Origin of the sequence: Streptococcus parasanguinis, from assembly GCF_016648925.1 — a bacterium.
Classification (GTDB): Bacteria; Bacillota; Bacilli; order Lactobacillales; family Streptococcaceae; genus Streptococcus.
This window is the reverse complement of record NZ_JACLQX010000011.1, coordinates 16,749-40,741: the sequence shown is the minus strand read 5'-3', so window position 1 is coordinate 40,741 and position 23,993 is coordinate 16,749. Positions and strand designations below refer to the sequence as shown.

The following is a 23,993-nucleotide window of genomic DNA, read 5'->3' as shown; positions in this document are numbered from 1 at the left end:
TTGTTTTAGGTAACTAAAGTGTAAACGAACATTTATATGAAAGGTTTAGAGTAAACATGAGTCTCTTATTTGAAGAATTTAAAACCATTTGTTTCCATTTAAATCGAGTCGGAATTACACCGACACTGATGGGGTCTTTGGGATTGGAGTTTAGAACGAAAGAAAATTGGGGACCGTCTGACATTGACATTCATGTGCCTGGTGACCCTAGAGGTTGGGAAGCACCTGATCATCTCAGAATTTATGACTGGGACAAGATAATGAAAGTGATGAAAGACTTAGGCTACGTCTTAATAGACATTCATGAGCATGAATTCCAAAAGGATAGAGTGAGTGTTGAATTTGGAAGTATCGATTCCTTACCTGATTTTGCAGGAGTTTCGGAATCGGATATAGAGCTTATTCACATTGAAGGCATCACTTTTCGTCTTCCAAGTCTGGAGCAGTATCTAAGTATTTACAAAGCTTCTTCTCAAGACTCCTATCGAAATGATCACAATAACAATAAGGATTTTAAAAAGATCGAGTGGCTGGAAAGACATTTGTAAATTATCATATGAAAAGTAGTAAGTTGTAAGACTGGCTGCTATGTTATTTTTATTATCATTTTATTGCTTATTTAATTTATACTATATTGGCTAGTAATAGAATTAGTAAAATCAGGTGGAAAAACTGTAAAAGAGCCACAGGTACTTTTCTGGGGTGGATATCACGCATATTTTTCGTACTTAGATGGATATTATTGGGAAGTTTCTTGGGGACCCAATTTTCAATTTGATGAAAATGGACTATTGAAATTTTAGTAATTAAGGGAGATAGCAAAAATGGCTTCAAGTAAAGAATATTTAGATTTCATTTTAGAACAATTGTCCGAGTTGGAAGAAATATCATATAGAGCAATGATGGGTGAGTATATAATTTATTATCGAGGGAAAATCATGGGTGGAATTTATGATGATAGATTTTTAGTGAAGCCTGTCAAATCTGCAATAGCGTATATGCCGAATGTAGAATACGAATTGCCTTATGAAGGTGCAAAGGAAATGCTATTGGTAGATGATGTTGACAACAAAGAATATTTAACCGGCTTATTTAATTCAATGTATGATGAGTTACCTGCACCAAAACCAAAGAAAAAGAAATAATAAAATCTCAGTTTATCTAGGTAATACCATTTAACGATAATCTTATGCTATCGTTAAAAAGTATGTGAATATGTTCTCGATGACTGCGCATGTCGAGTGTATAAGTTTGTTAATAAAACGCAGTTAAACATCTCGCTTTGACATTTCAAGCTGAGAGGCTTCAAAGCTCCACTGGAGCTTTGAACTCCCCAAACCTTTTGAGTTCTAAGAGAAATACCTGTTTGGATGGAGTGATACTTTGGTTTGGATCTGGGCTGTGATATAGATGTCATGACCAGAAATAATGAAATAGAGGAGTAAAATTGATGGAGCAAAATAAGCTCAAAGCAATTATGTTTGCCTTTCTGGCAGCTGTTTTTTATGCCATAAATGTACCGATATCAAAGGTTCTTTTGCAGCATGTGGGCCCGACTACAATGGCAGCATTGCTGTATCTCGGTGCCGGGATTGGTATTGGGATGATGTCACTTTTTAATAAGAAGGATAGAGAGAAAGCTGAGAGCCTGACAAAAGCAGATCTTCCCTATATTGTCGGAATGATTGTTCTCGATATTGCTGCACCGATTTTTCTGATGCTTGGAATCAGCTATGGTTCCTCAGCTAATGCCTCGCTTCTCGGGAATTTTGAAATTGTGGCGACGACGGTCATTGCACTGATTCTCTTTAAAGAAGCTGTAACCAAAAGATTATGGGTAGCTATTGGGCTAATCACCCTGTCAAGCATCTTGCTGTCGTTTGAAGGAACAGACAGCTTTCATTTCTCTTATGGTTCTTTGCTGGTGATCATGGCTACCGTTTGCTGGGGACTTGAAAATAACTGCACTAGAGAACTATCATCAAAGAGCACTTATCAAATTGTGATGCTAAAAGGCCTATGCTCTGGTCTTGGAGCCCTGGTCATTGCCCTGATAAAAAGAGAGTCCTTTCCAGGATTTGGCTTTATCGCCATTGCCTTGGCTTTAGGTTTTGTAGCCTACGGACTCAGCATTTTCATGTATGTGAGAGCCCAGAATGTTCTCGGAGCAGCTAAAACTAGTGCCTATTATGCTGTCAATCCCTTGATCGGGGCTCTCCTTGCTTTTGTATTTTTAAGTGAATCCTTATCCTGGATGTATGTGATCGCCTTGATCGTGATGGTCATTGGTTCTGCTTTAGTGGTAGTCGATACGTTTATTCGCCAACATGACCATGAACACCAGCATACATTCACGCATAGCCATGGCGGAAGTACCCACACGCATACGGTAAGGCATTCGCATGTCCACAAGCATTATCTAACAGAAGAGAAGCACAGACATCGTCATTCTATCGAGGAGCTAGAGTGTCTAGCAGAGGAAAAAGATAGGTAAAAGCAAATAGAAGATAGGCTATTACGAGAGGCTGATATGAAATCAGAATGAGCTGCCTTTGTTCTGAAATTCGGTAGATGCGAAGAGTTTCTGAGAGCTATCGGTAAAACTTGTATGGACAGATTAAAAGTTGGAGTACCATCTTTGCCTCGTTTTTGAGAAAGGACAAAGAAAAAATGGAAGCACAAATTTTTTTGATGGGTGGAAATCCGCCGATAAAGAATCATAAGATTGTTAATAAAATTGTGTCATCAAGGAAGATCGAAAGAATTGTCATTTTTACAGTTTATCGAGAAAATTGGGAACCGTATATGAAAAAGTACACGGAAGTTTTCCGAAGCCATTTTTCTAACCTAAACACTGATTACTTACTCTTGGACACTGAGCAGATTGATTTTGATAGCTATCTAGATGCTGATGTCATCATCATCGGTGGTGGAAATACGGAAAAGTATCTAGCTACTTATGTCAATCAGGAGTTCAAAAATTATATCGTTCATATGCTGAATAAAGGGGCGAAAGTTATGGGATTTTCTGCAGGAGCCCTATTATTAGGAGAAAAAGTCTATGTTTCACCTAATGATCATTCAGATCATCATATAAAGATAAAAAATGGATTAGGACTCTTTAGTCAGTTTTTAATTAGTGTCCATTATGATTCCTGGAATGATAAAGCTAATAAGGATAGAGCTGAAGAACTCGTTCATGTTCCCATAATTCCACTAAATGATCATTCATGTCTTGTATTGGATAAACTTGGAAACATTATTGAGAAAATTGACTAGTTTTCATTATCTAAATCTTGATCTAGGTAACTAAAGTGTAGACAAACTGGATGGGTTACTAGTGAAAACTGCAAGAAGTGTTGGAAAGTGAATCGGAGAGTGCGTGATGAATTTTAGTAGTAAGATAGCCATAAATAAAGGCTGGTCAGATGATAAAAAATATTGTGTGACAGATCAAAATCAGCAAAAATATTTCTTGCGTGTTTCTGATAAGGAGAAGTTAGATTCTAAAAAATTTGAATTTGATATGATGGAGAAAGTAGCTTCTCTTGGAGTTCCGATGTGTAAACCAATTAGCTTTGAACTCTGCGATGACGAAGTAAATTCTTTACATGAATGGATAGATGGGAAAGATGCTCGAGAAACAATTTTAACTGTTTCAAAAGAACAACAATACATTTACGGACTAGAAGCAGGAAGAATCCTTCGAAAAATTCATTCACTCCTAGTTACAGAAGTTCGTGATGATTGGGAGGTCTTTTATAATCGAAAAATTGATGACAAAATCTCCAAATACAAAGAATGTCCAGTTCAATATGAAAATGGTCAGATCTTTATTGAGTTTTTAAATGCAAATCGAGAATTGTTAAAAGATAGACCTCAGGTTTTCCAACATGGAGATTATCATATAGGAAATTTCATGATTGGTGAAGATCGTAAAATTTATGTCATTGATTTTGATCGCTTTGACGTCGGGGATCCTTGGGAGGAATTCAATCGTATTGTATGGTCTGCTCAAGTCTCTCCCTCTTTTGCGTCTGGTATGATAGATGGATATTTTGATCATAAGGTTCCGGATTTATTTTGGAAGCTTCTCGCTATCTATATTCTAAATAACATAGTTGGTGCTCTGTCATGGGCTGTACCTTACGGAGCTGAAGAAATATCAGTAATGCAACATCAAGCTAAGGAAATTTTAGAATGGTATGATGATATGAATCAAATCATTCCTAGTTGGTACTTGAACAAGAAGAAGACTGAATAATGTAAACGTTGGAATATCATTTTTGGAAAATATGACACGATTATTTGCCCAAATTTAAACACATCTGACTATCTTTAATATGGGTGATTTTAATCAATACAAGTTAAACTGGTATAGTAAGGAGTTTAAATATGAAATTCCATGAATTTGGTGATAAGAACTTGCCTCCTATCTTACTGATACATGGCGGTGGCAGTTCTTGGTGGAATTATCTTCGTCAAGCACGTATCTTATCAAAAGACTACCGTGTTATTTTACCTACTTTGAATGGTCACGGTGAAGAATATCAACTCGATTATGTTTCTACTGAAGATTCTGCTTTGGAGATCCTAGACTATATCAAAGCAAACTGTGGTGGGAAGTTGTTTGCGATCGGTGGCGTTTCTCTTGGTGGTCAAATTGCCATGGAACTTTTGTCATTAGACAGCGAGATAGCTGAGAAGGTTATCATAGATGGAAGCCTCTGTATTCCTCAACCAAGGTTAGCTAAAATCAGCATCTTTCTAGTATCCTTATTTGGTAAACTGATGTTCAGTAAATTCTCTTGCAAACTTCAATTAAGCATGATGAACAAACTCTATCCTAAACTCGCTTATCCAGAGGAAATAAAAGCTTATTATTTGGAGGATCTGCCAAGGACGCCTATCAAAACATTGGTGACCATTTACAAAACCTATCTGGGGCGTTACAAGCTGAAGGACACGATTTCTGCCAGTAAGGCGCAGGTTCTGTATATCTACGGTGAAAAAGAATTGAACTGTGTGAAAGCATCGGCGAAATTATTTCAGCAGCTACATCCCAACACTATCCTGTATGAAGCAAAGGGGTATAACCATGGCTATCTATCAGCTTACCTGCCTCAAGAGTGGATTGATTTGGTGGTACCATTTTTGGAGAATAACGATTGATTATACTTTATTAATTTAGAAAGCAGAGTTTCATGGAAGTCAAAAAATATAGTCCGCTCAATTCATTAAAAAAGATAGCAGATAACCTCTGGATTGTAGATGGGGAAGAAGTACTGATGAATTTCAAACTCTTCAAAGTGCCTTTTTCAACTAGAATGACAGTTATCCGTCTGCAGAATGGTGGTCTTTGGGTGCATTCGCCGATTAAGCCTAGTGATAATTTACTTTTTGAAATCAAGCAATTAGGTGAGGTAAAACACCTTATTGCACCCAATGTCTTACATTATAGTTATATAAATGAGTGGCACGAACTATTTCCGGAAGCAGAAGTATGGCTAGCTAGTGGTGTTCAAAAGCGTGCCAGAAAATCGGGAATGAATTTATATTATGGTCATGAACTAGAGAAAGCCAATTGGAACGAGGAAATTTGTTTTACAACATTTGAGGGAAGTTTTTACGTGAAAGAGGTTGTTTTTTTCCATACTGAAAGTTCAACTCTAATTTTAACGGATCTTATTGAAAACATAGAAACAGAAAATTTATCGATTTTTGAAAAGCTACTGTTAAAAATAGGTGATAATCACTATCCAAATGGTAAAACACCAAGAGATTTAAGAATGACCTTTTTATTTGGTAAAAAACAAGCATTGAAGAGTTATCATAAAATAAAGAAATGGGAACCTAAGAATATTATTATTTCTCATGGACCGTGTATCATTGGACAAACAAAAGAGATGTTAAACCAAGCGTTCTTTTGGCTAGAGAAATAGGAATTTACTATAAAGAAATTAATAAAATATATCTAATATAATTGACTAAAATTACTTGGAGTTGTTAAATTAAGATGTGGAATCTACTTAAATTGTTGATTCTAAGAGGTATCAGTTGACACGAGAGAAAGAATATAGATTAACTAACGGTATCTCTTAATTAGATTTAGTGAAAGAAGAATCCATTTTTCACTTGAATCCCTTCTCTTTCGTATGGTAGAATGTATATACAAATTGTATGTACAAAGGAGAGGTAGAAATGGCAAACACGAAAGCAGTGAATTTTCGAGCAGATGCGATGTTTTACCAGAAAACAAAAGAGGTGCTTGCGGATCAAAAAATTTCTGTGTCAGATGTCCTAAATGCAGCACTTCGAAAAATTGCCAACGGGACTGTGGATCCAGAAGATTTTGTTTCGAGTGATTTGCAGAACACGCAGTATCAAGTGGCCTTTGAGGATTTGAAGAAGGAGATTTTAGTGGGGCACCAGGAAATCGCTCAAGGAAAAGTTACTTCTGTAGCCGATGTGAGAAAGGAATTTGGTCTTGACTAAGTTGAAACGCTATCAGGTCTTTCTTGCAGATCGGGCTAAGCAGGACTTGCGTGATATTCACGACTATATTCTTGTGAATTTTTATAGCCAGCAAGCTGCAGACAGCAAAGTTGATTTGTTATTAAGTGCTCTTGAGACCCTAGAACTCTTTCCAGAAGCCTGTCCTCTGGTATCAAGCCGGGGCTATGGTGAGATGACGAATGATGGAAAACCCTATCGTTATATGCCAATAGAGAACTATCTCGCATTTTATTATATGGAGAAGCATACAGTGTATGTTGCTCGTATACTCAGTGCAAAGCAGGATTGGGTGAATATTTTTTATAAGTAGATTGAGGAACCCCCATGTTAAAATCCAATAAGCTGATTATTTTTTTAATTTCTCTCCCCTTTCTGATGGTCCTTATTTTCTATTCTCTTAGTGAGCATCCTGGATACAGTGATGATGGGAATTTCGTCAGAAATCATGAGACTGCTATTAAGCGTGAGATCATCGTACATCTAGCCCAGGAAAAGCAGGGCATAAAGTCCGTGACCTTATTGCCAAATACTGCTAGAGGAGAGTATGATAATGGTGGTGATGTGAGTGGACATTACCATATCTATTTTACAGCCTACGTCAATCATAATCGCGAGCGAACGATAAGCGTAGAACTATTCTTCCCAGATGCCAGCATCCCCCCTTTCACCTTGTTTCCTCCTAACCCTTATAAAGACAAAGGCAAAAAGATGTCCAATTGGGTGATGGGGAATATTGAAGTATCGGAAGAAACCTCTAGATAGTATATAAAAGAAATCACAACGATAGCTACAGACGTCTATCGTTTTTTAATGCTTTTAAAGTTGAGAAAATAGTTTTAGGAAATGATGTCAAATATAGTTGACATCCGGCAACTAGTATTGTAAAATAAATGTATCAAATATATTTGACACATTTACATTTAGGAGGTGCCAAGTGAACCGTGTGAAAGAATACAGAGTCAATCTTGGACTTTCTCAATTGGCTTTGGCAAAAAGTATTGGAGTTTCCAGGCAAACGATTAATATGATTGAGAATGGGAAGTATAACCCTTCCCTAGATATCTGTATCAATCTAGCAAAAGAGCTTGGGACGGATTTGAATTCTTTATTTTGGAGGATCGATGATGATGAATAAAAACTGGCAATTGAAATGTGTGAAAGCTTTCTACGATATTACAGGTGAGCTTGACGAATACAAGGAAAAAGAATTGAGTACTTTTGGGAACAACATGTACATGCTCTTTATGTCGGGAATTATCCTTGGATTCCTGCTCAGTTTCATGTTTAATACGGATTCTGTCAGTGTGATCACGTTTTTAGTATTTTGCTACTCCCTGTACCAACAAGAGCAAGTGATTCATCGTTTGGAACTCGACATCTATGAGGTTTCAGAAGATGAAGTAGGAGAGGCAAAGAAAAAGATGCTAAAAAGAACTTTCCTTCAAACCTTGATTGTGATGGGACTAGCTATTTTTGTTGCGATTGGTCTTTGGAGAACAGGATTGCTACAAGAAAATAAGATAAGCTTTGAAATGTATTTCACTTTTATTTTCCCTCTTGTCATTGGGCTGATTACCATGATTAGTTTCTTGAGTAATTTCATTGCAAATAGAAGAAAAATCAAAGTGATCCGGGAGTAGGTCCATTAGAGATAAGACCGGTTATTTTTCTGATAAGATAGAGCTAAATGGAAATAGAAACCATTTATGATGAAAGAAAAAGTCATGATGAATAGAATAGTAGATGATCAGATAGTACTTATTCCTTATTATAGGAATGATGACATTTCCCTTCTTTGGTATCAAGATAGTGAGGTTTGCAAACAAGTAGATAATACTGATCAGATTTACGATCTAACAAAACTTCATAAAATGTATGATTACCTAACTTCACACGGATCTTGCTATTATATCCAATATGAGGGAGTGTTAGTTGGGGATGTGACACTTCAAGATAACTCGGAACTTTCTATAGTGGTCAGCAAAGAGTATCAAAATTTACAGATAGGAAGACGATGTATTTCTGAAATGATACAGCTGGCTAAAGAGAAAGAAATGGTTAAGGTAACTGCACAAATTTATCCTTTTAATACTCAAAGTCAAAGAATGTTTTTGGCTTTGGGATTTCAGAAAGTAGATGAAAATTGGTATGAATATAAGTTGATATAGAACAGTTGTATATCTCCATATATATTAAGACTGTAATCTACTGTTTATAAAACAATGTTCATGAAAAATAGAGTTAAAGGGTACCTACTGATACATGGACAAGAGGTTTTTTCAGAAATCTAAAAATGAAGAGAACACCAACAGATGATTTTTTGTTGGTGTTCTCTTCATTTGATTTTACGATCTATCTCGCTTTTGCTTTAAAGTAAAAGCTGGCATGGAATTATTCAGGCATCTAGTTAGATTTTTGTTTATTCAACAGGAGGATAGATGATATTATTGCAATGCAAGATACAAGAATCAGATACCAAAGATTTTCAAGACCAAAACCATGATCTAGCATCAAGCGGTATCCCCAAGAAGCGGGGAAAAGACGCCCGATTGCTTGAAGAAAATCAGGCAGTAAGGTGATGGGAAACATGATTCCTGAGAGCATAATTGAGGGTAAAAATACAAGTTGCGCTATCATGGTCAGCTTTGCTTGATTTTTTACAGTAAGGCCCAGTATACTTCCGATACTCAACGATACAAAAATGTAGATGGCAAGCGCGAGAAAGAATAAGGGAAATTGACTTGGTAGACTTGCTTTAAATAAAATTGGAGCAAGTAGTAGGATCACTATGCAAGTCATTATCAAATGAACAAAGGCAGAGAGAACTATGGTCACCAATCCTAAATGAATAGGCACACCATTTGCTTTATAAATCTTTTTTATGTCGCTTCCGTATGTTTCAATCAAGGAAGGCGGTAAACCGAGAAAGGCTCCCATTGAAACACTCATGACAATCATTGACTGTATAAGTGTGCTACCCATTTCAGGCATAACGGAAGTAAAAATACCACCCATGAGAAGAAAGAAAATAATCGGTACAATATAGTAAGTAACCAAGAGAGACTTACTTCGTATGTCCAATTTCCACTGTAATGTTAGGCTATATAAAAAACCATTCATTCCAAACCCCTCCTTGCCATTTCAATGAAATGCTGCTCCAGTGTGCCACGATCAACCTTGATATCCAATATCTGGATATTTTTCTGTTTGCATTCTTCCAATAATGAAATTAAGCTATCCTCGATCGTATCTGTTTCAAAAGATTCCTCTCCGTCCCGGGTCTTTAAATGGATGAAATATTTTCTTCCCAACCTGTCTGTCAGTTCTGAAGGAGTACCACAAAAGACAATCTTTCCACTATTCAAAATAGCAATGCGGTCACATAGGGTTTCAACTTCGGCCATATCGTGGCTTGCCAAGACGATTGTCTTTTCCTGTGATTTGAGCTTTCGGATTTGTTCATGGAGAGATAGTCGTCCTTCAACATCAAGTCCCGCTGTCGGTTCATCGAGAAAAATAATATCCGGGTTACTGATAAGTGCAAGAGCAAGATGTAATCTCCTTTTTTGACCGGTGGATAATTCTATGTATTGCGACTGTTCAATTTCTTTTATTCCAAGGGCCTTTAGCATAGCATCATCAATGTATGTATGATTCCATTTTGCAAAGAGCTTTATGGCTTCCATTGGTTTGATGTGGACGGGTAGAGAGGAGAACTGTAGTTGAATTCCGGTTTTCCCATTTACAACTATAGTGCCTTCGTCATATTTTCTCAGACCTTCGATACATTCAAGCGTTGTTGTTTTACCAGCTCCGTTCACTCCGAGCAGAGCAAAGATTTCTCCTTGTTTGATTTGAAAATCGAGACCACTAAGAACCATATTGCTACCATAACTTTTCTTTAATCCAGAAACCTCTATTGCGTTTTTCATGGTTCTACCTCCTCAAAAGGATTTGTTCCAAGCCTTGAAAAATAGACTTGTAGGGCGGGTCCTATATAATCATTGACGATTTTTTGCTTTTCTTCCCAAGCGTTTGAGGCGGTATCAATAGTACCAACTTCCATCAACTTAGGAAGCATGCTCATATCACCATTTGTAAACTCCATAATCAAGCCCCAGTATTCTTTCACAACCTGTTGGCTTTGTTCGCTTTCAGCTGGTACGTTTTCTTTTTGAAGCTCTACGATTTGATCACTTAGGCGGTTCAATCTGTCCATAAAGTCAAGTCCGCTTTTCTTGTCAAATCGACTGCGTATCTGGTCGAGTGTATTATCATCAAAGCGCTTAATGAGAGAGTAGGAGTCATTCTTCATCTGTAGATTGACGATGATGTCTGCATACTTCTTAAAATTGACCGTCTGTATTTGTAAAACTTCTGCCTTTAACTGCTCTATTGCGACTAAAGAATCCTTAAGTTGTTCAATATTTTTACGAATAGTATCTGCTTGCTCTGTAAGAGCATTGGCAACATCATCAGGTGTTTTCAAAGAGATCAAACGCCCCTTTATATCCTTGAGAGAAAAACCTAATGATTTTAAAGACAATATCTGATGGAGTAACACTAAGTCTTTATCGGTATAGAGCCTGCGACCACCCTCACTTTCTGCCGATGGGGAAAGCACCCCTTCTTTATCATAATATTGTAGAGTACGGACAGTAACGTTCATTTTATTAGCAAGTTCCCCAACCGTCATAAATCCTTCCGGAATTGCTCTGTATTTAGTCATCATTACCCACCTCCTCATACTTATTATACATCGTTACGTAAGGTCATGAACAAGAGTTTTTGAAAAAATAAATTTTTTGTAACCGTTTTTTCTGCTATAATATCACTAGATAGAAATGTGGGAGTTTCAATCATGGTTACAAAACGGTTTTTGAAAAATGTTATTGTTGCGATAGTCTCGGTTTTTATGTCCTTGGTTGTTGTTCAAGGGGCTCAAGCTCAGCAAACTGGATTCGATTACCAGAGTCTTCATCTACTGCCTTTTAATGGCAATAAGCAGCTAGTACTGGGGGATTTTGATCATTTAGGTCGTGCGACCTCCGCTCATATTCAGCTGCAGGACAAGGATGAGCCAAAGAAAAAAAGAGAACCGCGTCTCAGCTATAATCCGGTTGGTTGGCACAATTATAAGATTGCTTATGGAAATAAAGGAAAGAAGGCCTGGTTGTTCCATAGAGGGCATTTGATCGGGTATCAGTTTAGTGGTCTGACCAATGAAGGAAAAAATCTGGTTTCTCTAACTGCCTGGACCAATACGGGGAATTATAAAGGGACAGCGGATAGCAATGTGGAGGGCATGCTCTACTACGAGAAACGACTCGATAGCTGGCTGGCCACCCACCAAAATTACTGGTTAGACTACAAGGTGACTCCGGTATATACGGGGGATGAATTGATTCCTCGGCAGGTGACCTTGCAATATGTAGGAATTGATCGAGATGGCAACCTTCTACCAATCAATTTAAGTAGTCCCAAAGAGTCGGTAGATGCTTATGGGATCACCACCGTTACCTTGGATAATTATTCCAAGAATGCGACCATTGACTATCTGAAGGGGACTGCCAAGCCATCTTTAGTGCCGACAGAACCAAGTAGTCAACCTCAACCTGCTAGTCCTTCTGTAGAGACGCAACCAAGTCAAGCCCCTCAACCGAGTCAAGCAGTAGAGCCAGCTCAGCCAGTTCAATCTGTCGAGCCTGCAGAGCCAACTCCTCAACTGGCTCCAGTAGTTTATGTAGCCAGAAATGGGAGTGCGGAAGTTTATTGGTATTCTTTGGACAGTATGCCTCGCAATACTAATTTTTCTAAGGTTGTTCAAATGTCAGAAGAGCAAGCGCTAAGTCTTGGAAAGCGGCATACAAGTAAGGAATGAGGATCAGTTATTCTGCTAATGAAGAAGCCCAATTGTTGGGCTTTTTGTGTAGGGTAAGTACTAAATAGGAGAACTAAAATGATTGAAAATATGCTATAATAATAGGACGGAGGTAGAATATGACCTTAGATGTAGATAAAGAAAAAATGATGATTATGGGTGTGATTTTTGACAACAAAAAGGTATTTAAGAGTGTCTGGTTTGCTCTGAGCACCAATATGATTGAAGGATGGCATCCCACGGTAGAAGACGTGGAGCGACTGAGAGAAGAGGCAGTTGCATTAGGAGTTGGATAATGGTCAGAAAAATATATGATGGGTATGATTATATAGACCCTGATAATTTATACACTTATCCCCATTCATCTGTTCTCATAAATAAATTTAATGAGAAAAATGATAATAAAGCACGAGAATTAGAATATCGTTTAGTAGCAAGCCAAAGTTTAAAACTGTTTATTAATCCAATTGAAGTAAATACTGTTTCAGATATTTTAAAGATTCATAAGTTTCTTTTTGAAGGAATGTATACTTGGGCAGGTCAATACCGTCAAGTAAATATCTCTAAAAGTGGAAATGCTTTTATGCCAGTTCAGTCTTTTGATATGGCAGAAAAATTTTTAAATACTTTGCTTTCAAACTATTTACTTAACGCAAATAATAAAATTGAGATTTGTAAAAGTTTAGCTGAGATATTAGATAATCTAAATTATTTTCACCCATTTCGAGAAGGAAATGGTCGTACTCAACGAGAAGTTATCCGTTCTTTAGCTTTGATGAAAGGCTATGAATGTGAAATTTCAATTGGTTTAGATGATGATATCTATCACTTATATATGGATGGAACAGTTTATGGAGATACTAGTAAGCTCGAACAACTGTTCAATAAACTATTAACAGAAATATAGATCTGTAGTATATTTTAGTAGGAAACAGTATAAAGTGATGCTTATAAGGTAAAGTCATTACTTCAACAAAAATCTTTAAGCCCAATTGCTGGGCTTTTTGTGTTGCATTACAATCTTAAAAAGCTTGTAATCTAAAATTATCTCTCAGAATCTTGCAAACGTTTTTATAAAGTAGTATACTAGAAATAGTTTATGGAATCGTTTGCATAAAACGGTAAATGATGAAAAGAGAGTATAGTAGGAGACGAGACAGATGGAATTAACAGCGATTTATCACAGGCCTGAATCAGAGTACGCCTATCTTTATAAGGATGGCCAGCTCCATATTCGCATCCGGACCAAGAAAGAAGATATCAAACGGATTGTCTTGCACTATGGGGATCCCTTTGTTTTTATAGAGGATCTTTATGAGGCAACTAAGGAAATGGACAAGGTGACGACAGACGACCTCTTTGATTATTGGCAAGTGTCGGTATCGGTTCGTCATGCACGGATCCAGTACCTCTTTGAATTAGAGGACACAGCGGGAGAGAAGATCTTGTACGGAGATCGAGGTGTGGCAGCCTACACCAAGGAGAACCTGGACTTTGTCATGAACGGCTTTAAGCTTCCTTTTATCCATGAGATTGATGGGTGTGCTGTTCCGGATTGGGTGGCGCAGACGGTTTGGTATCAGATTTTTCCTGAGCGCTTTGCCAATGGGAATCCAGCTATTTCGCCAAAAGGTGTTCGTCCTTGGGATGCCTCTATTGCTCCTCAAGTATTGGATTTCTTTGGTGGTGATTTGCAAGGGATCATCGATCATCTGGACTACTTGCAGGAGTTAGGGATCACAGGGCTCTATCTTTGCCCGATTTTTGAGTCTCCAAGTAACCACAAGTACGATACCATTGATTATTTTGAAATTGATCGACATTTTGGTGATAAGGAGACCTTCCGCCAGCTAGTGAAAGAGGCCCACGCGCGTGGGATGAAGATTATGCTGGATGCCGTCTTCAACCATATTGGTTATGATTCACCCCAATGGCAGGATGTGGTCAAATACGGGGAGGATTCGATTTACAAGGACTGGTTCCATATCAAAGAGTTCCCTGTCTCCTCAGAAAATCTGTGGAATAGTCGCGACTTGTCTTACCATGCTTTTGCCTTTGCGGGCTTTATGCCTAAGCTCAATACGGCTAATCCTGAGGTGAAGGCCTATCTCTTGAAGGTGGCGACTTACTGGATTGAAGAGTTTGATATTGATGCTTGGCGACTGGATGTGGCCAATGAAATCGACCATCAATTTTGGCGGGATTTCCGTAAGGCGGTCTTGGCCAAGAAGCCGGATCTCTATATCCTTGGGGAAATCTGGCATTCGTCCCAACCATGGCTCAATGGTGATGAGTTTCATGCGGTGATGAACTATCCCCTTTCTGAAAGTATCAAGGATTATTTCCTGCGGGGCCATAAGGAGACCCAGCGCTTCATTTGGGAGATCAATAGCCAGTCGATGTACTACAGGCAACAGATCTCTGAGGTTATGTTCAACCTCTTGGACTCGCATGATACAGAGCGCATCTTGACGACGGCCAAAGGCGATCTTCAGTCTGTCAAGTCTGCCCTCGCCTTCCTCTATCTGCAACGCGGAACGCCTTGTATCTATTATGGGACGGAGCTAGCCCTCATCGGTGGTCCAGACCCAGATTGCCGGCGTGTCATGCCTTGGGAGCGCGTGTCAGCGGATAATGACATGCTGAATTTTATGAAGGACTTGATCCAGCTCCGAAAAGAAGTAGCCGGCTTGATCCAGAATGGTAAAGTGAGTCTGAAAGAAGTAGAGCTAGATGTAGTAGCAGTAGAATGGCAGCATGAAGGCCACCTTCTCAAAGCCTACTTTAACCACTCCAAGAAAGTCTTTGTCTTAGAAAGAGAACAAGCAGATCTGATCAGTCTTGGAAGCATTTCCGATGATCGATTGATCATTCAACCAAATGGATTTGTTATTTGTAGAGAAGAACTGAACGGATAAATCAATGTCTAATGGACGCATTTGTGTACTATTTTCCAAAATCCTTTAGTTGTACATTCCTCTACATAGGTGTATAATGTGTCCTTAGATAAACAAATAAGGAGTTTACTATGGATTTAAAAGATTTTACAGAAAAAGAACAAGAACAAATCAAGCAAGGATTGAGCACGGCTGAGATTTCTGATAAGGAAGCGGCGAAGAAGTTGCTCGCTCTTGTTCCACAAGAATGGATTAAACGCATTCCTTTCTTTGTCAGAGGACATGCGACGACCAAGACAGTTGAGCGTGTAGCCAAGCAATACCCTGAACTCTATGCCGTGGCCAAGCGCCAAGGAGACCTTCCTGAAAAAGAAGGAGAAGAGCTCCGCAAGATTATGACAGGCATCTTTGAAGAAAAGATGAACAAACATAAGATTAAATAATCTTTTATAATACTTTTGTTATTTTTTATCTCACAAATGAACGAGTGATTGCAGTTGAAATGCAGTCACTTTTTAATTTGCTAGCATAGAGACTTTTACACTAGTAAATAAAAATGAACAATATTTCATGATATAATACTAATGAAAGCAGTTCCAGAGGGATGAAAATTTCATTGGAGAGAAACAAGTAAAGGGAGTCATGATGAAAAAGTTTTTGATATTTATTTTTACAATTTTTGGATTATTTGCAGGAATGCTAGCTCTTATAGTAATTGATTATGAAATAAATTATAATAAATGGATAAATTCACGTTCAGGATCACAGTTGACTAATCCTGTACAAAAATACTCTTCTTCAAGTGATGGAAATAAGGATGATTTTGAATCATCAAAACAAGAATACGCTACTTCAAGTTCTAGTACACAGAATTATGATTATAGAAAATACACTTCTTCAAGTGATGAAAATGAGGACGATTTAGAATTATTATTTAATTTGCTTGTGAAAAAACTTTTTCATCCAACTTTAGTAGAAGAAGAATTTAAAAGGGCATATGCAACAGCTAAGCAACTGTCAAAGGATTCTCCTATTTCGAAGCAGGCTATCAAAAATAAAATAAAGATTTATAATTATTCAGAAGGAGCTAACCAGTACGCTATATATAAGCTTAATATGGACTGGAAAGAGCAGGCTGTTTTAGCAGCAAAATCACTTCAAAGGTATCGTTATTCAAAAGAAAAATTAGTTTGGCAACTTATAAATGTTGAACTATTTACTCAAGAAGAGGCTGACTATGCTGTAGAACATGTTAATTTCGATTGGAAGGAGGACGCTGTGAAAGAAGCGGAATCTTATGCAAACGGTCGCAAGATTACGAAAGAAAAGATATTAGAAATACTTGTTGAAAAAAGAAAATTTACTCAAGAAGAAGCCGAGTACGCAATAGAACATGCCAAAATAGATTGGTCTGATTAAACGATAATTTTAATTTTGATTTTTGTAACATATTAAAGAGCTGGACAGTCTGCCAGCTCTTTTTTGTTACTTATAAACTTTTCTCATTTCGTAAAAAATAGTTGGAGCAAAGCTAGTTTTAAACTATAATAGAGGAAAAGGATTATCGATATGAAAAATGTATAGAACAAACATTTTAATCAATAGAGAAGGAACCACTTTATGAAACCATCTAAAAAAATCATGCTCCTTGCTAGCTGTGCCTTGGCGATCTTTGCTTTAGCGGCTTGTGGTAGCAACCAAAAGCAATCCAAGGAAAAGCAGGCAAGTTCCACTGTACAGAAATCTAGTTCAGATAAGGAGCGCTACAAGGGCACCTACAGCAACCTTAATAGCAAGGCAAGTGTCGAAGAAGTGCGGAGTCTTTTGTCTGCTTATTTGGATAAGGACAGTGTAGACAAGTTTTTGGGTCTAGTAACGGATTACGATAGCATTGTCGGCTCTGTTGGCTTGACGGGTGACTTCAGTAAGTTCAAGAAAACAGACTACAATGTTGAGAAGATCAGTGACTTGTGGACCAAGAAAAAGGGCGATTTCGTCGGGACCAACTGCCGGATCAATAGCTATACTCTTCTGAAGAATCGCATCGAGATTCCTAAGATGAAAGCGGATAGTGAACTTTTATTCGTGGATAATGATGCCATTGACAAAGGGAAGATCTTCGATGAGGCAGACAAGGAAGCTTTTAACATTCTGTATTCACGGGTTCCGACAGAGGCGACAACAGATGTCAAGGTCCATGCCAAGAAGATGGAAGAATACTTTGCTCATTTCAAGTTCAATGAAAATGCGCGCATGCTTTCTGTCATCGTTCATGATAACCTTGACGGTAATACCCTTTTTGTTGGTCACGTGGGCGTTTTGGTACCTGCCAAGGACAGCTATCTCTTTGTCGAAAAGCTAACCTTCGAAGAGCCCTATCAAGCCATCAAGTTTGCGACCAAGGAAGATGTCTACAAATACTTGGAGACCAAATACCAAGACTACACAGGCGAAGGTCTGGCTAAGCCCTTTATCATGGACAATGAAAAATGGGTTGAGATGAAGTAGAGGATGAAAGACAGCGTGTTAGAATTTAGAAAGATAATGGAGTATGCTCCGATTCTATATGTGTTAGTTTTCTTGCTCTTTTCCACTGTTCTTCTTTACCTGAGAAGAAGGGCAATCGCGAGGGGTAGTAGTGGTCCCTTCTTTGCTCCTTTCCATATTAGCCTTGGAATCTTCTATATCCATGTCGCTCTGTGTTTCAGTCGGCGAATGATCCCACTGAAAGAGATCAAGCAAATCACCTATGCAATTTTTCGTGGACGATCTGGTGGCGGGGCTCGCTATGCTTTTTATATCGAGCTTAGAAATGGAAAGACTATTCCCTTCTTTTTTGGAAAAAGCAAGCGGAATGAAGAGCTGGTGGAGAAGCTAAAACGAAATGCAGGTAGGTATGGGTTTAAGGTAGATAGCACTGGAAATTAAATGAGAGAAAAAGGAATCACGAATGAGTAGAAAACAAGCCCTATCTATGTATTTGTTAGGGACCTTTGGTCAAGTATTAGGAGTCTGCCTTCTGGTGTGGTTTTTAAGAGCAGGAGGAGTCAAGGTTGATTTTACATCATCATTTGGGATCATCGCTATTATTGTAGGTGGCTTGTCATCAGCTTTTTGGGGTAGTCTTGCCAGTATTGACTACCATCAATCTAGTTTCAAACAAGTTCTAAAAGATTTTTTTCAAGTCAAACAAGCTCCTCTTAACTATCTCTTAGTCCTCATTTTTATAGGATTGGATTTTTTACCATTGGTTTTGAGTGGGAAAATGATTATTCCAACTTGGTATCTCCCCATAATTTTATTTGTAAAAGCCCTCGTCTTTGGTGGTATCGAAGAAATCGGTTGGCGTTATTTTTTTCAGCCTACTTTGCAAGAAAAGTTAACCTATATAGTATCGACGCTTTGTACATTTGTAGCCTGGTCACTGTGGCATTTGCTCTATTTTTACATTGATGGATCTCTCGCAATGGTTAATTTGATACCATTTTTGCTTGGTTTATTAAGCAATTGTTTCATCCTATCCGCCATTTATACAAAGACCAGAAGTCTTTGGCTGTGTGTGATGACACATGCGTTGATCAATGCTTTATCGCAACTGTCATCAACTGAGGAGAGCCTTGGATTATCCCTTGTGATTAAGGTGCTTATTATCTTTTTTGCCATGAGAATTGCTAGTAGCAGTATGGAGAAAGTGAAATCCTAAGATGGCTTGATTTCCATTGCTTCATATAGTTATAAATCAAAAGAGCAGTTATTTTGAACTGCTCTTTTGATATGGCTTTAAGGTTTTAGTAAAAATCTAATGAACTCGTCATCTTTTCCTATGCCCTAAATACTTTTAGGGTGAATTCAAGCTCAACAAGTAGAGTAAGAGCTATTTGGTCGCCATTTGACTCTTATTTTTTTCACTTTTCGTGACAATATATAAAACCCATTGGTGATTTTGCCTTTCTTCAATCTTTGAAAAGCCAACATTTGTTAATAACTGACTCAATTCAGAACTTGTTCCATAATCTGTCATATGATACTTAATTTTTTCTTTTTCGGAAGCAATAATCAGAGTAGAATGATTGGACATGACTCGATAGATTTCCTGAAAGCTTTGTTTTAATTCTTTCCAGAAAATATGAGTCTGAATGGCAAAGACAAGATCAAAATAATGATTTTGGTAGGGAAGGTTTTCAACATTTCCAACCATCAGCTGGACACTATCGTTTTCTATTGACTTTAAAAGCATCCGTTTAGCAGTTTGATAAGACTCCTTGGAAATATCAATGCCATGAATGTAAAGATTTTTATCTAAAGCAAGTAGGTTTTTGATAGTGCTACCACCGCCATAACCGATTTCTAAAATCCGACTATTATTAGGGATAGTGGTTTGTTTTATTGCCCAAAGGCTGAGTTCCTTAAAATAGGACGACCAGATGTTGGTAATCACTCGGCCAACAAAACCACTCGGATTTCTAGATTGCTTTATAAGATATTGAATGAACATGTTCCTCACCTTTTTGCAAATAAAGTTTGAAATAGCAATAATTAAATTTCAAACTTTATTATAGAGAAAAGTAGTCAGAATAGCAAGAAAAAATGAAATATACAGGTATATATTTCAAACTTATGCTACAATTGGTAGTAACTGAGGTGTTCATATGAATCAATATCAAAAGACGACTGAGAAAAAGAAGCAAGCGATTATTCAGGCAGCTTTGCGTCTATTCAAAGAAAAAGGTTTTAAGGAAACGAGTATAAAATCTATTGCAGAGGTAGCAGAAGTATCACCTGTTTCTATTTACAATTATTTTAAGAGCAAAGATAATTTGGTGGCTCTCTGTGTTAATGACTTGTTTGAAGAAATAACCCAGCAAGCCGAGGATATTTTAAAAAGTAATCTAGCTTTTAATACAAAATTGGACCAGGCTTTAGACCTATGTCAGGAGAAAATGAGTCAGCAAATCTCGTACTATTTTCAAGATAAAACGCTGAGAGATCCCGCTTTCTCAAGTCTCCTAACGAAAGCGATAACCGCAAAAAAACGGGATATTTATCGCACTTATATTAATCTCGGGAAAGAAGAGGGGCTGATTGCTAGAGACTTGTCAACAGAGCTTATTTTAAATGTCATGGATGCTCTTAATAGTGTAGGAAATCAGTTAGCCCATAGTGATAATTTAGAAACAGACGTTAAGCAAATCCATCAGATCTTTTTGTACGGTATTTTAGGAAAAAAGAAATCATGATTTTCCTTATTCTATGATTGTTCACAGCTAGCAGCATCCCATCCCAATTAGTTGTATATTCACATGTAAGAGTGTAAAATCTACTATATAAAGATAAAGAGGAGTAGGTTATGGACTTAAAAGATTTTACAGAAAATGAACAGGAGGAAATCGAGAAAGGTTTGAGCAAATTTATTTCAAAACAATCAGTCGCTATCTGGTATGCATTGACTGCCCTCCTTACTACATTTATAGTAGGGCAAGTGATTCTTTGGTGTTTCCCAGATAGGACTAGTATGGGGGCGTCGCTCCTGTTTATCCTAATGAACTGTATTCCCATGATTGTGGCTGCTGTCTTTTCTCTTGTCCTTGGTGAAGTCAACTCCTTGGGTGAATTTTTCAAAAAGGTCTTTCTTCAAAAAGAAACTCCCCTATCCTGGATTCTAGCTCTCTTCATCCCTTTCATCTATTATGGGTTTTCCATCCTGCTCATGAATGTTCACTTTACTGGGAACTCCCTCTTGGCCTTCTTCCTTTATTTCCCCTGGACCTTATTATATGGAGGCCTAGAAGAAGTCGGTTGGCGTTGGTTTTTACAAGATCATCTTTCCTTTAGTAAGCACTTTATACCTAAAATGATGGTTCTTTCCATTGTCTGGTTCCTCTGGCATATACCTATTTATCAACTCCCATGGATTACAGCTGGCTCGTCCAATTATCTCATCTTTTACCTGATGATCTTAGGGAATACCTTCCTATTTGGAGCGCTTAGGGAGTACTCGAAAGGAGCTGTTTCATGTATCCTCGCTCATATGCTAATTGATAGTCTAGCTGTTCTTATGCTGGTTCAAAGTTCTCTTCCTCAGATTATCCTTCTAGTTATTTTCGAAATCCTAGTAGCCTCTTGGCTGGTGGCTGCACGAAAATAATAGAAATAGAGTTGTACCTCTTTCGGTGGGAGTCTGTCATCTTTATCCTTTAGGACTTCAATGTAGAGTTCATAAAATGGTATAATCAGTTTAACGAAGAACCTAGAGATAGGATCAAAGTATCAACACAGTGTTATTCTTATCTATAATGAGAGAGGGGGAAAACCATGCAAAAAACCTTTCAGTTGTTGCGAAGAGGAGATCTAGAGGGAGTTCGTCAGATATTGGATAAAAAGCCTGAAGAAGTCAATGCTGTCTCGGGTGACAAACCTAAAAGAGATCAAGGACAGTCGCTCCTTCAAGTCGCTATCAAATCGGGACATTTAGATATTTCAGACTTACTCATTGATAGAGGGGCAGATCTTAACTTTATCGAAGAGCCGACAGAGCTGAATCCATTTTGTCAACCAGTCATCCAAACAGCCGGTGGAAGAGCTGTATTTGACTGCAGGCGCATGATTAAACGTTGGAATGGTCAATATCAGTTGTATTCGTCTAAGGAAAAAGCTGACCAATCCTTCAAGGTTTTTAAAAAAATGTTAGAACTTGGAGCAGATATCTCTCAGAAGGATAGTCATGGGGGAACTTTATTGCAAAATATTTTAATAGAAACCAAGGAAGTTCTGCCATCTTATTATTGGAAAACAAAAGAAACGAGCGATAATGTCCTCATTACGGATGAATTACGTCATGATTTAAATCGTATTTATGATCTCCTGATTCGTTACGGTGTAACATCAGAAGAGATTTCTGCCTATCATAAGATTCCTCTCAAAGAACTTTACCAGGACAGTCCGACCATGGAGTTCTTAAATCGCTTAGATCTGAGCAAATCTTGAAAACATTTGAAATACTAAGAAGAGCCTTAGGGCTCTTTTAATTAGATCTGATAGAGTTAGAAGCAGTTGGAAAATTTAGACAGTAATTTATTAAAAAAATGGATACAATTCCTAGATGAAATAGAGTATACTAGTTTATGAAAGAACAAGATGTTTAAGTACCTTATTTAGGAGGACAGTTTATGTCAATAGAAACCTATATCATGGCGATTGACCAGGGAACCACTAGTTCGCGGGCCATCATTTTTAACAAAAAAGGCGAGCAAGTTAGCTCTAGTCAAAAGGAATTCACTCAGATTTTTCCGCAGGCTGGTTGGGTGGAGCACAATGCTAATGAGATTTGGAACTCTGTACAGTCGGTGATCGCTGAAGTCTTTATTGAAAGTGGCATCAAGCCCAATCAAATCGAGGCGATCGGTATTACCAATCAACGGGAAACGACAGTTGTTTGGGATAAGAATACGGGTCTTCCCATTTACAATGCTATTGTCTGGCAATCACGGCAAACTGCTCCACTAGCTGAAGAGCTCAAAAACCAAGGCTATGTAGAAACCTTCCACCAAAAGACAGGTTTGGTCATCGATGCTTACTTTTCAGCAACTAAAGTTCGTTGGATTTTGGATCATGTTAAAGGAGCACAAGAGCGTGCGGAAAAAGGAGAATTGCTCTTTGGGACTATTGATACTTGGTTGGTCTGGAAGCTGACGGATGGAGCAGCCCATGTGACAGACTATTCCAATGCTGCCCGTACCATGCTCTACAATATCAAGGATCTGAAATGGGACGATGAAATCTTAGAAATCCTCAACATTCCTAAAGCCATGCTTCCTGAGGTGCGTTCAAACTCTGAAATCTATGGCAAGACTGCCCCTTTCCATTTCTACGGTGGACAAGTACCGATTGCGGGGATGGCAGGAGACCAGCAAGCCGCCCTTTTTGGTCAATTGGCTTTTGAACCTGGTATGGTCAAAAATACTTATGGAACTGGATCCTTCATCATTATGAATACGGGTGAAGAGATGCAGTTGTCAGAAAATAACTTGCTGACGACTATCGGATATGGGATCAATGGCAAGGTCTACTATGCATTAGAAGGTTCTATCTTTATCGCTGGAAGTGCTATTCAATGGCTTCGCGATGGTCTGCGTATGATCGACAGTTCTCCTGAATCGGAAGCCTATGCTCTGAAGTCCCAGAACCAGGATGAAATCTATGTGGTCCCTGCTTTTACGGGTCTTGGAGCCCCATACTGGAATCAAGAGGCGCGTGGTTCTGTCTTTGGACTTACTCGGGGAACGACCAAGGAAGACTTTATCAAAGCAACCCTTCAATCAATTGCCTACCAAGTACGCGATATCATCGACACCATGCAGGTAGACGCCAAAACTCCTATCCCTGTCCTAAAAGTAGATGGAGGGGCAGCGAAAAATGATTATTTAATGCAGTTTCAGGCAGATATTCTTGGAATTGAAATTGCCCGCGCTAAAAACTTGGAAACAACGGCTTTAGGGGCAGCTTTCCTAGCAGGTCTGACAGTAGGCTATTGGAAGGACTTAGATGAATTAAAATCTCTTCATGGAGCAGCTCAAATCTTTGAACCAAAGATGGATGAAGCTCGCAAAGAGAAATTGTACAAGGGGTGGAAGAAAGCAGTCAAAGCCACTCAAGTATTTGCAGAGTCTGATGACTAAAGAGATCTAAGAGAAGCCTTCGAA

30 protein-coding genes and 1 pseudogene are annotated in these 23,993 nt (G+C 38.2%); 27 read left to right on the top strand and 4 right to left on the bottom strand.

Annotation, left to right across the window (positions count from 1 at the left end):
- The first annotated feature begins 56 nt into the window (after nt 1–56).
- From H7T97_RS05590 to H7T97_RS05525, 14 genes and pseudogenes are all read left to right on the top strand, one after another.
- Nucleotides 57–548, top strand: a complete 492-nt coding sequence (locus tag H7T97_RS05590) for a nucleotidyltransferase (protein ID WP_070845563.1) — start codon at nt 57–59, stop codon at nt 546–548.
- A 93-nt stretch (nt 549–641) separates the two neighbouring features.
- A pseudogene (locus H7T97_RS05585) lies at nt 642–803 on the top strand (VOC family protein); the annotation flags it as partial.
- A gap of 21 nt (nt 804–824) precedes the next feature.
- The gene (locus H7T97_RS05580) at nt 825–1,145 is read left to right on the top strand and encodes a TfoX/Sxy family protein (RefSeq protein ID WP_070845560.1); all 321 of its coding nucleotides are present in this window, start codon (nt 825–827) and stop codon (nt 1,143–1,145) included.
- Nucleotides 1,146–1,450: 305 nt separating this feature from the next.
- Entirely contained in the window at nt 1,451–2,494 is a 1,044-nt protein-coding gene (locus H7T97_RS05575; RefSeq protein WP_195487130.1) for a DMT family transporter, read from the top strand.
- A gap of 176 nt (nt 2,495–2,670) precedes the next feature.
- Nucleotides 2,671–3,279 carry a Type 1 glutamine amidotransferase-like domain-containing protein gene (locus H7T97_RS05570; RefSeq protein ID WP_195487131.1) on the top strand — a complete coding sequence of 203 codons (609 nt, stop codon included), beginning with the start codon at nt 2,671–2,673 and terminating at the stop codon, nt 3,277–3,279.
- A 106-nt stretch (nt 3,280–3,385) separates the two neighbouring features.
- Entirely contained in the window at nt 3,386–4,264 is an 879-nt protein-coding gene (locus H7T97_RS05565) for an aminoglycoside phosphotransferase family protein (RefSeq protein ID WP_201089664.1), read from the top strand.
- A gap of 131 nt (nt 4,265–4,395) precedes the next feature.
- A complete protein-coding gene (locus H7T97_RS05560; protein WP_201089662.1) occupies nt 4,396–5,172 on the top strand; it encodes an alpha/beta fold hydrolase in 777 nt (258 codons plus the stop codon).
- A gap of 32 nt (nt 5,173–5,204) precedes the next feature.
- Nucleotides 5,205–5,942 carry a DUF4336 domain-containing protein gene (locus H7T97_RS05555; protein ID WP_003003604.1) on the top strand — a complete coding sequence of 246 codons (738 nt, stop codon included), beginning with the start codon at nt 5,205–5,207 and terminating at the stop codon, nt 5,940–5,942.
- Between the two features lie 259 nt (nt 5,943–6,201).
- A complete protein-coding gene (gene relB / locus H7T97_RS05550; protein ID WP_195423090.1) occupies nt 6,202–6,495 on the top strand; it encodes a type II toxin-antitoxin system RelB/ParD family antitoxin in 294 nt (97 codons plus the stop codon).
- Nucleotides 6,488–6,826: a type II toxin-antitoxin system RelE/ParE family toxin gene (locus H7T97_RS05545; RefSeq protein WP_021153060.1), complete on the top strand. Its 339-nt coding sequence runs from the start codon at nt 6,488–6,490 to the stop codon at nt 6,824–6,826. Before relB ends, H7T97_RS05545 begins: the two co-directional genes overlap by 8 nt.
- Before the next feature lie 14 nt (nt 6,827–6,840).
- Entirely contained in the window at nt 6,841–7,278 is a 438-nt protein-coding gene (locus tag H7T97_RS05540) for a hypothetical protein (RefSeq protein ID WP_195529067.1), read from the top strand.
- A 172-nt stretch (nt 7,279–7,450) separates the two neighbouring features.
- Nucleotides 7,451–7,651, top strand: coding sequence for a helix-turn-helix transcriptional regulator (locus H7T97_RS05535; protein WP_021153061.1), 201 nt, complete (start codon nt 7,451–7,453; stop codon nt 7,649–7,651).
- Complete coding sequence (locus H7T97_RS05530) at nt 7,638–8,156, top strand: DUF3278 domain-containing protein (protein ID WP_195529066.1); 519 nt, start codon at nt 7,638–7,640, stop codon at nt 8,154–8,156. The genes H7T97_RS05535 and H7T97_RS05530 overlap by 14 nt, the downstream gene beginning before the upstream one ends.
- Nucleotides 8,157–8,240: 84 nt before the next feature.
- Complete coding sequence (locus H7T97_RS05525) at nt 8,241–8,684, top strand: GNAT family N-acetyltransferase (protein WP_195529104.1); 444 nt, start codon at nt 8,241–8,243, stop codon at nt 8,682–8,684.
- A 235-nt stretch (nt 8,685–8,919) separates the two neighbouring features.
- On the opposite strand, the gene H7T97_RS05520 is transcribed toward H7T97_RS05525, so the two are convergent.
- Genes H7T97_RS05520 through H7T97_RS05510 form a run of 3 tightly spaced genes read right to left on the bottom strand, consistent with a single transcriptional unit; the run spans nt 8,920 to nt 11,248 of the window.
- Nucleotides 8,920–9,636, bottom strand: a complete 717-nt coding sequence (locus H7T97_RS05520) for an ABC transporter permease (protein WP_023917887.1) — start codon at nt 9,634–9,636, stop codon at nt 8,920–8,922.
- A complete protein-coding gene (locus tag H7T97_RS05515) occupies nt 9,633–10,448 on the bottom strand; it encodes an ABC transporter ATP-binding protein (protein WP_023917889.1) in 816 nt (271 codons plus the stop codon). Before H7T97_RS05515 ends, H7T97_RS05520 begins: the two co-directional genes overlap by 4 nt.
- Nucleotides 10,445–11,248 carry a MerR family transcriptional regulator gene (locus H7T97_RS05510; protein ID WP_201089660.1) on the bottom strand — a complete coding sequence of 268 codons (804 nt, stop codon included), beginning with the start codon at nt 11,246–11,248 and terminating at the stop codon, nt 10,445–10,447. Before H7T97_RS05510 ends, H7T97_RS05515 begins: the two co-directional genes overlap by 4 nt.
- A gap of 129 nt (nt 11,249–11,377) precedes the next feature.
- On the opposite strand from H7T97_RS05510, the gene H7T97_RS05505 reads away from it, so the two are divergent.
- The 9 genes from H7T97_RS05505 to H7T97_RS05465 all read left to right on the top strand — a co-directional run bounded on the left by H7T97_RS05505 (nt 11,378) and on the right by H7T97_RS05465 (nt 18,997).
- Entirely contained in the window at nt 11,378–12,397 is a 1,020-nt protein-coding gene (locus H7T97_RS05505) for a DNA/RNA non-specific endonuclease (RefSeq protein WP_155125324.1), read from the top strand.
- A 119-nt stretch (nt 12,398–12,516) separates the two neighbouring features.
- Nucleotides 12,517–12,693 carry a hypothetical protein gene (locus tag H7T97_RS05500; protein WP_003017298.1) on the top strand — a complete coding sequence of 59 codons (177 nt, stop codon included), beginning with the start codon at nt 12,517–12,519 and terminating at the stop codon, nt 12,691–12,693.
- Nucleotides 12,693–13,304: a Fic/DOC family protein gene (locus H7T97_RS05495; protein ID WP_023023568.1), complete on the top strand. Its 612-nt coding sequence runs from the start codon at nt 12,693–12,695 to the stop codon at nt 13,302–13,304. The genes H7T97_RS05500 and H7T97_RS05495 overlap by 1 nt, the downstream gene beginning before the upstream one ends.
- 253 nt (nt 13,305–13,557) lie before the next feature.
- Entirely contained in the window at nt 13,558–15,315 is a 1,758-nt protein-coding gene (locus tag H7T97_RS05490) for a glycoside hydrolase family 13 protein (RefSeq protein WP_201089658.1), read from the top strand.
- Between the two features lie 110 nt (nt 15,316–15,425).
- The gene (locus H7T97_RS05485; RefSeq protein ID WP_195529063.1) at nt 15,426–15,737 is read left to right on the top strand and encodes a hypothetical protein; all 312 of its coding nucleotides are present in this window, start codon (nt 15,426–15,428) and stop codon (nt 15,735–15,737) included.
- Between the two features lie 202 nt (nt 15,738–15,939).
- Nucleotides 15,940–16,713: an Ltp family lipoprotein gene (locus H7T97_RS05480; protein ID WP_195529062.1), complete on the top strand. Its 774-nt coding sequence runs from the start codon at nt 15,940–15,942 to the stop codon at nt 16,711–16,713.
- Between the two features lie 201 nt (nt 16,714–16,914).
- On the top strand, nt 16,915–17,802 hold the full coding sequence (locus H7T97_RS05475; RefSeq protein ID WP_201089656.1) for a DUF4300 family protein: 888 nt from the start codon (nt 16,915–16,917) through the stop codon (nt 17,800–17,802).
- Between the two features lie 3 nt (nt 17,803–17,805).
- Entirely contained in the window at nt 17,806–18,222 is a 417-nt protein-coding gene (locus H7T97_RS05470) for a hypothetical protein (protein WP_049490771.1), read from the top strand.
- Nucleotides 18,223–18,244: 22 nt separating this feature from the next.
- A complete protein-coding gene (locus H7T97_RS05465) occupies nt 18,245–18,997 on the top strand; it encodes a CPBP family intramembrane glutamic endopeptidase (protein ID WP_201089654.1) in 753 nt (250 codons plus the stop codon).
- Nucleotides 18,998–19,168: 171 nt separating this feature from the next.
- Here H7T97_RS05465 and H7T97_RS05460 read toward each other — a convergent pair whose 3' ends face one another.
- On the bottom strand, nt 19,169–19,789 hold the full coding sequence (locus H7T97_RS05460) for a class I SAM-dependent methyltransferase (RefSeq protein ID WP_201089652.1): 621 nt from the start codon (nt 19,787–19,789) through the stop codon (nt 19,169–19,171).
- Nucleotides 19,790–19,943: 154 nt separating this feature from the next.
- Here H7T97_RS05460 and H7T97_RS05455 point away from each other — a divergent pair, with 154 nt between their 5' ends.
- The 4 genes from H7T97_RS05455 to glpK all read left to right on the top strand — a co-directional run bounded on the left by H7T97_RS05455 (nt 19,944) and on the right by glpK (nt 23,969).
- Nucleotides 19,944–20,531 carry a TetR/AcrR family transcriptional regulator gene (locus H7T97_RS05455; RefSeq protein WP_134974846.1) on the top strand — a complete coding sequence of 196 codons (588 nt, stop codon included), beginning with the start codon at nt 19,944–19,946 and terminating at the stop codon, nt 20,529–20,531.
- Nucleotides 20,532–20,692: 161 nt separating this feature from the next.
- Nucleotides 20,693–21,439: a CPBP family intramembrane glutamic endopeptidase gene (locus tag H7T97_RS05450; RefSeq protein ID WP_201089691.1), complete on the top strand. Its 747-nt coding sequence runs from the start codon at nt 20,693–20,695 to the stop codon at nt 21,437–21,439.
- 167 nt (nt 21,440–21,606) lie between these two features.
- Entirely contained in the window at nt 21,607–22,278 is a 672-nt protein-coding gene (locus H7T97_RS05445; protein ID WP_201089650.1) for an ankyrin repeat domain-containing protein, read from the top strand.
- 182 nt (nt 22,279–22,460) lie between these two features.
- A complete protein-coding gene (gene glpK, locus H7T97_RS05440) occupies nt 22,461–23,969 on the top strand; it encodes a glycerol kinase GlpK (RefSeq protein WP_201089649.1) in 1,509 nt (502 codons plus the stop codon).
- Nucleotides 23,970–23,993 lie beyond the last annotated feature (24 nt).

What these genes read in the sequence shown, in the direction of transcription:
- H7T97_RS05560 (WP_201089662.1), top strand. Translation starts at nt 4,396, where the DNA reads ATGAAATTCCATGAATTTGGTGATAAGAACTTGCCTCCTATCTTACTG.
- H7T97_RS05555 (WP_003003604.1), top strand. Translation starts at nt 5,205, where the DNA reads ATGGAAGTCAAAAAATATAGTCCGCTCAATTCATTAAAAAAGATAGCA.
- H7T97_RS05505 (WP_155125324.1), top strand. Translation starts at nt 11,378, where the DNA reads ATGGTTACAAAACGGTTTTTGAAAAATGTTATTGTTGCGATAGTCTCG.
- H7T97_RS05570 (WP_195487131.1), top strand. Translation starts at nt 2,671, where the DNA reads ATGGAAGCACAAATTTTTTTGATGGGTGGAAATCCGCCGATAAAGAAT.
- H7T97_RS05475 (WP_201089656.1), top strand. Translation starts at nt 16,915, where the DNA reads ATGAAACCATCTAAAAAAATCATGCTCCTTGCTAGCTGTGCCTTGGCG.
- H7T97_RS05500 (WP_003017298.1), top strand. Translation starts at nt 12,517, where the DNA reads ATGACCTTAGATGTAGATAAAGAAAAAATGATGATTATGGGTGTGATT.
- H7T97_RS05590 (WP_070845563.1), top strand. Translation starts at nt 57, where the DNA reads ATGAGTCTCTTATTTGAAGAATTTAAAACCATTTGTTTCCATTTAAAT.
- glpK (WP_201089649.1), top strand. Translation starts at nt 22,461, where the DNA reads ATGTCAATAGAAACCTATATCATGGCGATTGACCAGGGAACCACTAGT.
- H7T97_RS05520 (WP_023917887.1), bottom strand. Translation starts at nt 9,636, where the DNA reads ATGAATGGTTTTTTATATAGCCTAACATTACAGTGGAAATTGGACATA.
- H7T97_RS05495 (WP_023023568.1), top strand. Translation starts at nt 12,693, where the DNA reads ATGGTCAGAAAAATATATGATGGGTATGATTATATAGACCCTGATAAT.
- H7T97_RS05460 (WP_201089652.1), bottom strand. Translation starts at nt 19,789, where the DNA reads ATGTTCATTCAATATCTTATAAAGCAATCTAGAAATCCGAGTGGTTTT.
- H7T97_RS05515 (WP_023917889.1), bottom strand. Translation starts at nt 10,448, where the DNA reads ATGAAAAACGCAATAGAGGTTTCTGGATTAAAGAAAAGTTATGGTAGC.
- H7T97_RS05525 (WP_195529104.1), top strand. Translation starts at nt 8,241, where the DNA reads ATGATGAATAGAATAGTAGATGATCAGATAGTACTTATTCCTTATTAT.
- H7T97_RS05465 (WP_201089654.1), top strand. Translation starts at nt 18,245, where the DNA reads ATGAGTAGAAAACAAGCCCTATCTATGTATTTGTTAGGGACCTTTGGT.
- H7T97_RS05485 (WP_195529063.1), top strand. Translation starts at nt 15,426, where the DNA reads ATGGATTTAAAAGATTTTACAGAAAAAGAACAAGAACAAATCAAGCAA.
- H7T97_RS05575 (WP_195487130.1), top strand. Translation starts at nt 1,451, where the DNA reads ATGGAGCAAAATAAGCTCAAAGCAATTATGTTTGCCTTTCTGGCAGCT.
- H7T97_RS05480 (WP_195529062.1), top strand. Translation starts at nt 15,940, where the DNA reads ATGAAAAAGTTTTTGATATTTATTTTTACAATTTTTGGATTATTTGCA.
- H7T97_RS05565 (WP_201089664.1), top strand. Translation starts at nt 3,386, where the DNA reads ATGAATTTTAGTAGTAAGATAGCCATAAATAAAGGCTGGTCAGATGAT.
- relB (WP_195423090.1), top strand. Translation starts at nt 6,202, where the DNA reads ATGGCAAACACGAAAGCAGTGAATTTTCGAGCAGATGCGATGTTTTAC.
- H7T97_RS05540 (WP_195529067.1), top strand. Translation starts at nt 6,841, where the DNA reads ATGTTAAAATCCAATAAGCTGATTATTTTTTTAATTTCTCTCCCCTTT.
- H7T97_RS05510 (WP_201089660.1), bottom strand. Translation starts at nt 11,248, where the DNA reads ATGATGACTAAATACAGAGCAATTCCGGAAGGATTTATGACGGTTGGG.
- H7T97_RS05580 (WP_070845560.1), top strand. Translation starts at nt 825, where the DNA reads ATGGCTTCAAGTAAAGAATATTTAGATTTCATTTTAGAACAATTGTCC.
- H7T97_RS05470 (WP_049490771.1), top strand. Translation starts at nt 17,806, where the DNA reads ATGAAAGACAGCGTGTTAGAATTTAGAAAGATAATGGAGTATGCTCCG.
- H7T97_RS05445 (WP_201089650.1), top strand. Translation starts at nt 21,607, where the DNA reads ATGCAAAAAACCTTTCAGTTGTTGCGAAGAGGAGATCTAGAGGGAGTT.
- H7T97_RS05490 (WP_201089658.1), top strand. Translation starts at nt 13,558, where the DNA reads ATGGAATTAACAGCGATTTATCACAGGCCTGAATCAGAGTACGCCTAT.
- H7T97_RS05455 (WP_134974846.1), top strand. Translation starts at nt 19,944, where the DNA reads ATGAATCAATATCAAAAGACGACTGAGAAAAAGAAGCAAGCGATTATT.
- H7T97_RS05530 (WP_195529066.1), top strand. Translation starts at nt 7,638, where the DNA reads ATGATGATGAATAAAAACTGGCAATTGAAATGTGTGAAAGCTTTCTAC.